11 protein-coding genes are annotated in these 7,538 nt (G+C 42.6%); 1 reads left to right on the forward strand and 10 read right to left on the reverse strand.

Translation table 11 applies throughout. The annotated features are described in order from the left end of the window. Window positions 1-846 (forward strand): ATP-binding protein (locus tag QT990_RS34950; RefSeq protein WP_333466361.1); only part of this gene is annotated, 846 nt, incomplete at its 5' end. A gap of 117 nt (window positions 847-963) precedes the next feature. On the opposite strand, the gene QT990_RS34955 is transcribed toward QT990_RS34950, so the two are convergent. From QT990_RS34955 to QT990_RS35000, 10 genes are all read right to left on the reverse strand, one after another. Further along, the gene (locus tag QT990_RS34955; protein ID WP_333300434.1) at window positions 964-1,287 is read right to left on the reverse strand and encodes a DUF3846 domain-containing protein; all 324 of its coding nucleotides are present in this window, start codon (window positions 1,285-1,287) and stop codon (window positions 964-966) included. Window positions 1,288-1,758: 471 nt separating this feature from the next. Further along, entirely contained in the window at window positions 1,759-2,409 is a 651-nt protein-coding gene (locus tag QT990_RS34960) for a hypothetical protein (RefSeq protein WP_333142324.1), read from the reverse strand. Between the two features lie 16 nt (window positions 2,410-2,425). Then, entirely contained in the window at window positions 2,426-3,316 is an 891-nt protein-coding gene (locus QT990_RS34965; RefSeq protein ID WP_333142325.1) for a hypothetical protein, read from the reverse strand. 34 nt (window positions 3,317-3,350) lie between these two features. After that, window positions 3,351-3,968 carry a hypothetical protein gene (locus QT990_RS34970; RefSeq protein WP_333142326.1) on the reverse strand — a complete coding sequence of 206 codons (618 nt, stop codon included), beginning with the start codon at window positions 3,966-3,968 and terminating at the stop codon, window positions 3,351-3,353. Window positions 3,969-5,063: 1,095 nt separating this feature from the next. After that, entirely contained in the window at window positions 5,064-5,294 is a 231-nt protein-coding gene (locus QT990_RS34975; RefSeq protein ID WP_333142328.1) for an HNH endonuclease, read from the reverse strand. A 450-nt stretch (window positions 5,295-5,744) separates the two neighbouring features. Continuing rightward, window positions 5,745-6,068 carry a hypothetical protein gene (locus tag QT990_RS34980; protein ID WP_333142329.1) on the reverse strand — a complete coding sequence of 108 codons (324 nt, stop codon included), beginning with the start codon at window positions 6,066-6,068 and terminating at the stop codon, window positions 5,745-5,747. 1 nt (window position 6,069) lies between these two features. Further along, window positions 6,070-6,438: a DUF7694 domain-containing protein gene (locus QT990_RS34985; protein WP_333142330.1), complete on the reverse strand. Its 369-nt coding sequence runs from the start codon at window positions 6,436-6,438 to the stop codon at window positions 6,070-6,072. Window positions 6,439-6,481: 43 nt separating this feature from the next. Beyond that, window positions 6,482-6,709, reverse strand: a complete 228-nt coding sequence (locus tag QT990_RS34990) for a hypothetical protein (RefSeq protein ID WP_333300431.1) — start codon at window positions 6,707-6,709, stop codon at window positions 6,482-6,484. Window positions 6,710-6,783: 74 nt separating this feature from the next. Continuing rightward, a complete protein-coding gene (locus QT990_RS34995) occupies window positions 6,784-7,038 on the reverse strand; it encodes a hypothetical protein (protein WP_333142332.1) in 255 nt (84 codons plus the stop codon). 32 nt (window positions 7,039-7,070) lie between these two features. Then, window positions 7,071-7,460 (reverse strand): hypothetical protein, encoded by a 390-nt coding sequence (locus tag QT990_RS35000; RefSeq protein ID WP_333142333.1) that lies wholly within the window; start codon window positions 7,458-7,460, stop codon window positions 7,071-7,073. Window positions 7,461-7,538 lie beyond the last annotated feature (78 nt).

Genomic DNA, 7,538 nt, shown 5'->3' on the forward strand with positions numbered 1-7,538 from the left:
GCCCAATCCGGTCACGACCTCACCCAACTCGCTCTTCATATCGAACCCAAATATCGCTTAGAAAATATTGTCCTGCCAGAAGAGCAAAAAACGCACTTGCGTGAAATATGCGATCGCGCTCAACATCAATCCAAAGTCTTGTCCGAGTGGGGATTTGACAATCACTTTTCGATGGGAAAAGGGATAAACGCGCTGTTTACAGGCGTGCCGGGAACAGGTAAAACAATGGCAGCCGAAGCGATCGCCCGCGAATTGCAGCTCGACCTCTATAAAATAGACTTATCCCAAATCGTCAGCAAATATATCGGCGAAACCGAGAAAAATCTCGATCGCATCTTCACCGCCGCCGCCACCTCCAACGCCATCCTGTTATTTGACGAAGCCGATGCCATATTTGGCAAACGATCCGAAGTCAAAGACGCGCGCGATCGCTACGCTAACATAGAAATTGGCTACCTCCTGCAAAAAATGGAAGAATACGAAGGTATCGCGATTCTCACCACCAATTTAGCAAATAATATCGACGATGCCTTTACCCGCCGATTGAGTTTTATTATCGGATTTCCCTTTCCTAAAGAACCGGAACGATACCAAATTTGGCAACATATTTTTCCCGATAAAACCCCTCGAAGTGCAGACTTAGATATAGAATTTATGGCACGTCGCTTTGAGATTGCTGGCGGCAATATCCGCAATATCGCCTTAGCTGCCGCATTTCTAGCCGCTGCTGAAAAAGCAGATGATGTCAGTATGTCTCATCTCATTCGCGCTACCCGACGAGAATATCAGAAAATTGGCAAGATAATTTTGGATGAAGACTTAGGCAGTTATGCCAAGTCGAAATAAACTGAATGCTTGGAAGCATCCCGTTTTTCAGAGCAAAGTTTGTTGATAGATTCTCTAGTTTCTATTTTCTCCCAACTTTTGCATAATCAGTAGCCGGGAACGACCCGGTAAAGCGCTTTATTTACGACGAACCGAGCGAATTTTAGCTTTGATGATTTCAGTTTGCTCTTTGGTTAAGAGAGCGAAATCTTCTTTTTCGAGCGAAGTGCCTCCAATCAAAACTTGACCGTGGATTATGTCTCTATTACCAGTTTCGCAAGTAGGATTTATCTCTTTCATTAAAAACTCATCGTCACAAATCAAACTAACTGCCTTATCCCTGAAAGTGTTATAGGAAGCAACTTCAATGTAAGCAGATTCACCTGGATTTCCTACTAAATTTTGCATTTCTGCAAGAGCCAGCATTTTCCCTGTGAGGAACAACCATCTTGCAGATACCATCGTCACTTGCGTCTGTGTCCGCTGTGGGCGGAGTCAAGTGCTGTAAAAAGCGGGCTATCGTGCGAGCAACTTCCCCTTCTTTCCAACCAATTGGCGATCGCCCGAACAGTCGCCACGCCCAAGTCCACTACTTCCGACGCTCGTGCCGCGTCCTTTACCCCATATCCGCTTGCGTCTTACTCATCGGGTCAAAGTCACGGACACTCAATTGACTAACTTCGTTAACACCCTAAAAGTCTGGGATGAGAGAAAGTGGGGAGGCGATCGCTACTTTCAGCCTTATTTTGCTGCACCGCCCGGTCCGATAAAGTCACAATTGTAGCTGGTGAAGCATCGGGACGACTGCATTTCTTACGCCTGGAAAATATAGGAGAACTCTAAAGTGTGACTCAGACGATTTAGTTTAATGGCAAGTTTGACAATCTTAGGGGTTGCAGACTTAACAAACCCTCAATCTGCATCTGAAAATTCTCACGGGTTGGGTTGAACACAGCGATCGTCCCCATCGGGAAATTTCTCGTTCAAACTCTGATCGAAATAATACTGACACCAAAATTCTGCTACCTCCAACAACATGGGTACTGATTCAGCCACGATACCTGAACCAGACTGCAATCCATAGCCTTCTACATATTCTCTAGCTAGTTTGTAAGTCCAATAGGGAAAATCTGTCTCTACGAAACACCGCAGTGCATACTCTAGCTTTAATAAATCTCCGCTGCGGACAAAACGCACCGTTGTCCACCTAAAATTACGGTAGTCATCCCCTTGCAAGCCATCAATGTCTCTCAATAAGTTTCTGAGAGATTGCCTGCTTTCGTAACTAGGACTTTCTAAGTAACTTTGCATCAGTGTGATTGCCTCATCCACTAATTGTTGTTGCTGTGCCCATTCTTCATCTGTGAAATGTTCGGGACAAATCGCCTGATTTATCTGCTGCTGCACCAGTCGAGCTATGTAGAGTCCAAACTTTTCGGCAGCAACTTCATCAACGCACAGACTTTTGATACTCGTCAGCCTGGTTATCGGTATGGCAAGTCGAGCTTTTTCAACTTCTTGGGTGGTTTGAATCCATTTTTTGATTTTTTTAGCAATAGCAAGCTGTTGTTTGTTTTGTTTCATTCTCAATTACCGACTCTTAATATCCTGATTGAAGCAACGCTCCCGAGAGCAAATCTGTTAGTTTGAGTGTAACAGCCCACTGGTTCAAGTAAGCCAGATCGAGTCGTTCCCCTTGCACCTTCAAAACTCCCAACACATCCCTCCACTGCTTCTGGGAACCGCCAGGAATTAGTTTATACCAACTGAGTTTTTGCAGGACGATATCTTCGGGCGAATAAATGTAGATTCCCTCCTCTGTTAAACCGCTAACAGGGTAAAGTTGACGACGACTCATCACCAAAGCTGAAAAAGGGTCATCGCTGCTCATTACAAAAATGTCTGCTTTCTCCATAGAAGGCAAATAGATGACATTGAACGATGATTCGCGGGGTGCTGTTCTTGACTTGGCAATTGCTTCAGTCACAGCCGACTCGCTTATGTAAAATTCGCCTGACATGGCATCAATTAGTCTCTGTGCTGTTTGCGGTTCCAGGTCAATCACTAAGTCCAAATCTTGGGTAGATCTGTTCTCTCCCAACAGCGAACTTGCCACGGAACCGCCAACCACATAGGGAATATTCAGCGGTAGCAAGATGCTGGCTATTTTTTGCGCTAATAGAATCGGATCTGCAATCACGATTTCACCCCAAATTCTACTATCTGATAAAACTTCTATCCACTCAGCACCCAAGCACCTTTTAATAAATTCTTGCCGAACTTTTGCCTCAGTAGCATTGGGATACTGGTTCTTTATTCCAGATATTGCCAGCTTTCGCACCGCTTGATTGAAAGCGCAAGTCCGTTGTACTTTTTGTTGGGGCGTTAACTGTCGTAATAGCTGAAACATCAGCACATCCGTCTCAATGCTGGTATCGATAGATTGTGGCTTGTATCCTGACTTGACTGTGACTGTTGGTATTGGCGGCACGGTTAAATCGAGCGAAACTGCATAGATTGCACAATTATATTATAGGTGACGACAAAGAGTGTACTCCGTTTGCCAAAATTCCTAATATTTTATTGACATCTTTCAGATAATACTCTGTTGCGTCAACTCTGAGTTGCTTTTCTTCTAATTGTAAAAACCTCCAAATATTTCCTGAAGTAACTGCTCCTAAAATTACTGGTATTTGATTCCCCTCCCGTTCGTTAAAAACTTGAGCAGCTAACATTTCTGAAGTGCACTGACCTAACCCTCCTACAATATTTTCTTTTTTAGCTTCTACCAAAATAATGACCGGAGATTTCACAAATAACTGTTCGGTAGAATTACTGATTATATAGTCGCAGGTTCCGTTTAATCCCCGTTCCGAATCCACATTAAAATCCACTCCCGAAAATAAGCTAATTTTTGATGAAACTTGCTTTCTAAAATTTAGTAAAATCGGCGCAATAATCATTTCTGACCGTGCTTTTTCTGTGTTAATCTTTAATGCAAGTTGTGCATAATCTGCTAAAAAATCAGTGAGTGAAATACTAGGTTCTAAATCAGGAACATTGGCAAAAAGATCCAAATCTTCTGAAATAGTCAAATCAAAGTTTTTCTGCACTTTTTCTAAAGTAAAATCACTGTAAGCCATTTGATTTTTCTCCCTTTTCTAGGTGTAATGGTAGCGCTTGCCTGACATCGCCAACGTTTGAAGGAGGAGCCTTTTTTAGGACACTCTTCAGGTCAAGCAAGAAGATAGAAGATTTTAGCGCTGCCTTTAAAATGTAGCATCCTTATTAACCAATTGAGAGGCTCCCCGCTCGCCCAAGGGCGAAGCTGAGCGGAACCACGACTTGCCCGCTCAGTTTCGCCTTATGAAAGGTAGCCTCCGGGTTCGGGGAAACCGACCCGGCTAATGCGCTAATTAGGTTCCCAATAAATCAAAAAGGTTGCTAAGAATTTCTTGGGCTTGTTCGGGGGCTTGTTCGGGGTTTGAGTCAGGCAAATAATATTCTGACTTAACAATTGCCTGATAAATTTCAGACAGGGCTTGAATCGCATCTGCCCAAACTAAATCGTTTGCAGTAGCAAACTTTTCACTATTCTCAATGGCTTGATATTCGGGCTGATTTTGTAGAGTCGTACAGTTTCTTCACTACCAGAGATGATTGGTTTAATTTGTTCAATGTCCATTAGAAAATCCTCAACAATAAATCAATACTCAACAGCGAAGCATTACCTACTCAATAGCGTTTTCAGATGCCATTTCTCATCAATGGGGTTGTCGCAAGCAATCATTAACTTGGCCTGCTTTTCGGCTTCTGAGCGACTATTTCCAGGGAAATCTGATTCAGCGACTAACTCAAGTTCTGGTAAAACCCAAGCTTGTAGATGAAACACATTTCCCGGTGAAGTGTCAAATTATCTAGAATTTTCTACTATGATTTTCTAATTTTCCCCGTAGAAGATACTTTTAGTGCTCATTTGCGTTCACGTTTTTGATTTACCCAAACTACTCGACTTGAATGCCACTCGGATGAGCTTCTTCTTAATACTCATCAGATTGTTTGTCAGCTTAATCATTTTTGAAATGGTCATATATACTGGCAGCAACACAAGCAGCAGTACCTATTAACAAAACTTGGACTGCCAACATTTTCGTATTAATGTGTTTTTCCCTCTTTTTCGGATAACCGGATTCCGGCAGACCCACGCATCCGTACTGTGAGGGATGCGTGGGCTTTCCTCAGAACCACAAATCGCCTTGCCTAACGAGTCGAGCGGGTTCCATTTTCTGATGCAGTGACCGGATGTGATATTGCCGATGCAGTGAAGCACTCGAACAAACCACCAAGTTTTCGGGTGAGTTATTAGATTTATCTTCATCAAGGTGGTGGACAATTTCACCTGGTCTGAGCTTGCGGCGAATCGATTGTTCGGCAACAATCCTGTGCAAGTAAACGGTTTTGTACTTCATGAATTTTCTAGATCAATAGTCCGGACAGTTTTCAATCACTAACGGCATAATGCGGGTTTCAGCCTTCTCAGTCAGGTCAAATGCTAACGGTAGAATGAGGGTTTGGGCCTCTGTCTCAAAAACTGTCCGGAGTATTGCTAGATAAATTGGGAAAATTGCTTGAGATGGGTCTAAAGTTTGGGTATAGGTTGAGTCATGAATTTTCTGAAACCAGGCTTTATCAAATTCAAAAACTGCTGCCAGAGCCGAGATTAACAATTGCCATTGTTCATACGGAATATCAGCGAAATCATTTTCAATCCTGCTGACTCCACAGAAACTTCCCTTTTTTTTCAGTGCGAGCGGTCAATCTACGAGCCAGTTATATTTGACTCATAGATTGATACAATCGGGCATTTTTGATTAATCGATCCAAGGTGATTTCGCAGTTTATAAAGCTTGAATTGATTGCTAAGATTTAGTCAGGGTTGTTGACGTTACTGACTCCTTATTATTTAATGCCCAGTTTACTGCTTCGTTGAAAGCTTCGTCAGTCGGCTCATCTAAGAAACCAATCGAACACAGCCATTTTAGTTGTATGTCTCGGCTACCCCGACAGATTTTGGTGTTATTCGTGCTATGACAAATGTGTTGCCCATTCCCCATCAAGTTTTCGTAGTATATTGCCAAATCTGATGGACAGAGGGGTAATGGTTTTTCACCACTAAACGGACAAGTTTTGCATGGTTTTTGTTGAACCGGGTAGGTTCTCATGTCATTTGGATCGAGTGTCATTTTAGATGGTTCCTAGTTTGCGAAAATCGGGAATTGGTCGTTGGTCAAGGCATTGATAAAGGTGGAGGCAGAACTCATGAACATTTACCCATTCTGAGCGAGGGGGCAGAACCTGAAGTGCCAAAGCGTCCGCACCTAAGAAAATCTCTTTGACTTTGACCAAATCTATCCAAGTTGGAACTGATTTTTTCCGAGATAGTGAAAGATGAACCCACCAATGACCATCTCTTTCTATGCAACAAGAAATTATTACAATCAAACCGTCACGACTTTTATAAGCTCCGCCATCATCACCGAGCGCCTGAACTGACCAATTACATGGCAACTCTTCAGCAGTGGGAGGATTCCACTCAACAGTTTTGGGTTTCATAAGACTGCCGGGAGCGACCCGGCAACAGCTCTAGTTTATGGTTCTAAGTATCAAATTGATAACGAGGCAGATTGTTTTCCATATCATGTTCAGCTTCTTCGATCGCATCATGAAGTTCACTAAGTATCTGAATAGCATCCATCAAACCTAATTTATTTGCTGTGCCCAATTTCTCACTGCTTGCGATTTCATGATACTCAGGCTGATTCAGCAAAAGACGCAGTGTTTCTTCAGACCCCAGGATAATTAGTTTGATTTGTTCGACTGACATTGCCATGAATCTTACTCCTTAAATGATTAAACTCATTAACTCAAAGCGAAGCATTATTAGCTCATTGCTAGTTTTTAATCCCGGTTGAGTTGAACCTCCACAATGGAACAATGATTATCAGGATTTTCAGAAACACGATTCTCCTCAGCTAAGCGTTGTTCAGCAGCCGATCGAGTATCGAAGAAATGAGCATCCTCAAATTCTTCAGTCCATTGCCCTAGAGTTTCGAGCAACCAATAAACGATGCCATATTCAGTAGCATGACCAACCCAATAACTCGCTTTAAGAATCGCAAACTTGATTTCAGATTTTTGTTTAGGCTTAGACATAATTTAAGACCGGGAGCGACCCGGCAATCCTGCTATTCAAGAGACAATTGATAGGCGAATACTAAGCACAGGATGAAATTGCTTTCCAATCCGTAGCCTTCCCAGCGACTATTTCTGACTCCAACAATGTGACGACATCGCTTAAGCCAATCAACACCGCCATTTTTGGTAATTGTTTCAAACAGTCGGGGATGTTGCTGTAATTTACAAACAATGATTTCTGTCATTACCTCGATCGATTCCTGCAAATCTTCCTTTTTGTGTTTTTGATATGCAGATTCAGCATCAGGATAATTCACATTGTTGAATCTTACCGGATAGCGATTCTTGAGAGTGCCTTTACGAAAGGCTAGCTCTGTGGGATTGGTCAAAGCTGCACCAATCCCAATATCAGAGCCAGACCAAATATTAATGCCTTCCATCTACTTAGGGCTTGCTGAAAAAGCCTAAAACCTTTACATAGAAAGACTTTGACTGGTTTGAATGCTCCGCGTGTGCAA

Source organism: Microcoleus sp. T3_B1 (genome assembly GCF_036700445.1).
In the GTDB taxonomy this organism is placed as follows: Bacteria; Cyanobacteriota; Cyanobacteriia; order Cyanobacteriales; family Microcoleaceae; genus Microcoleus.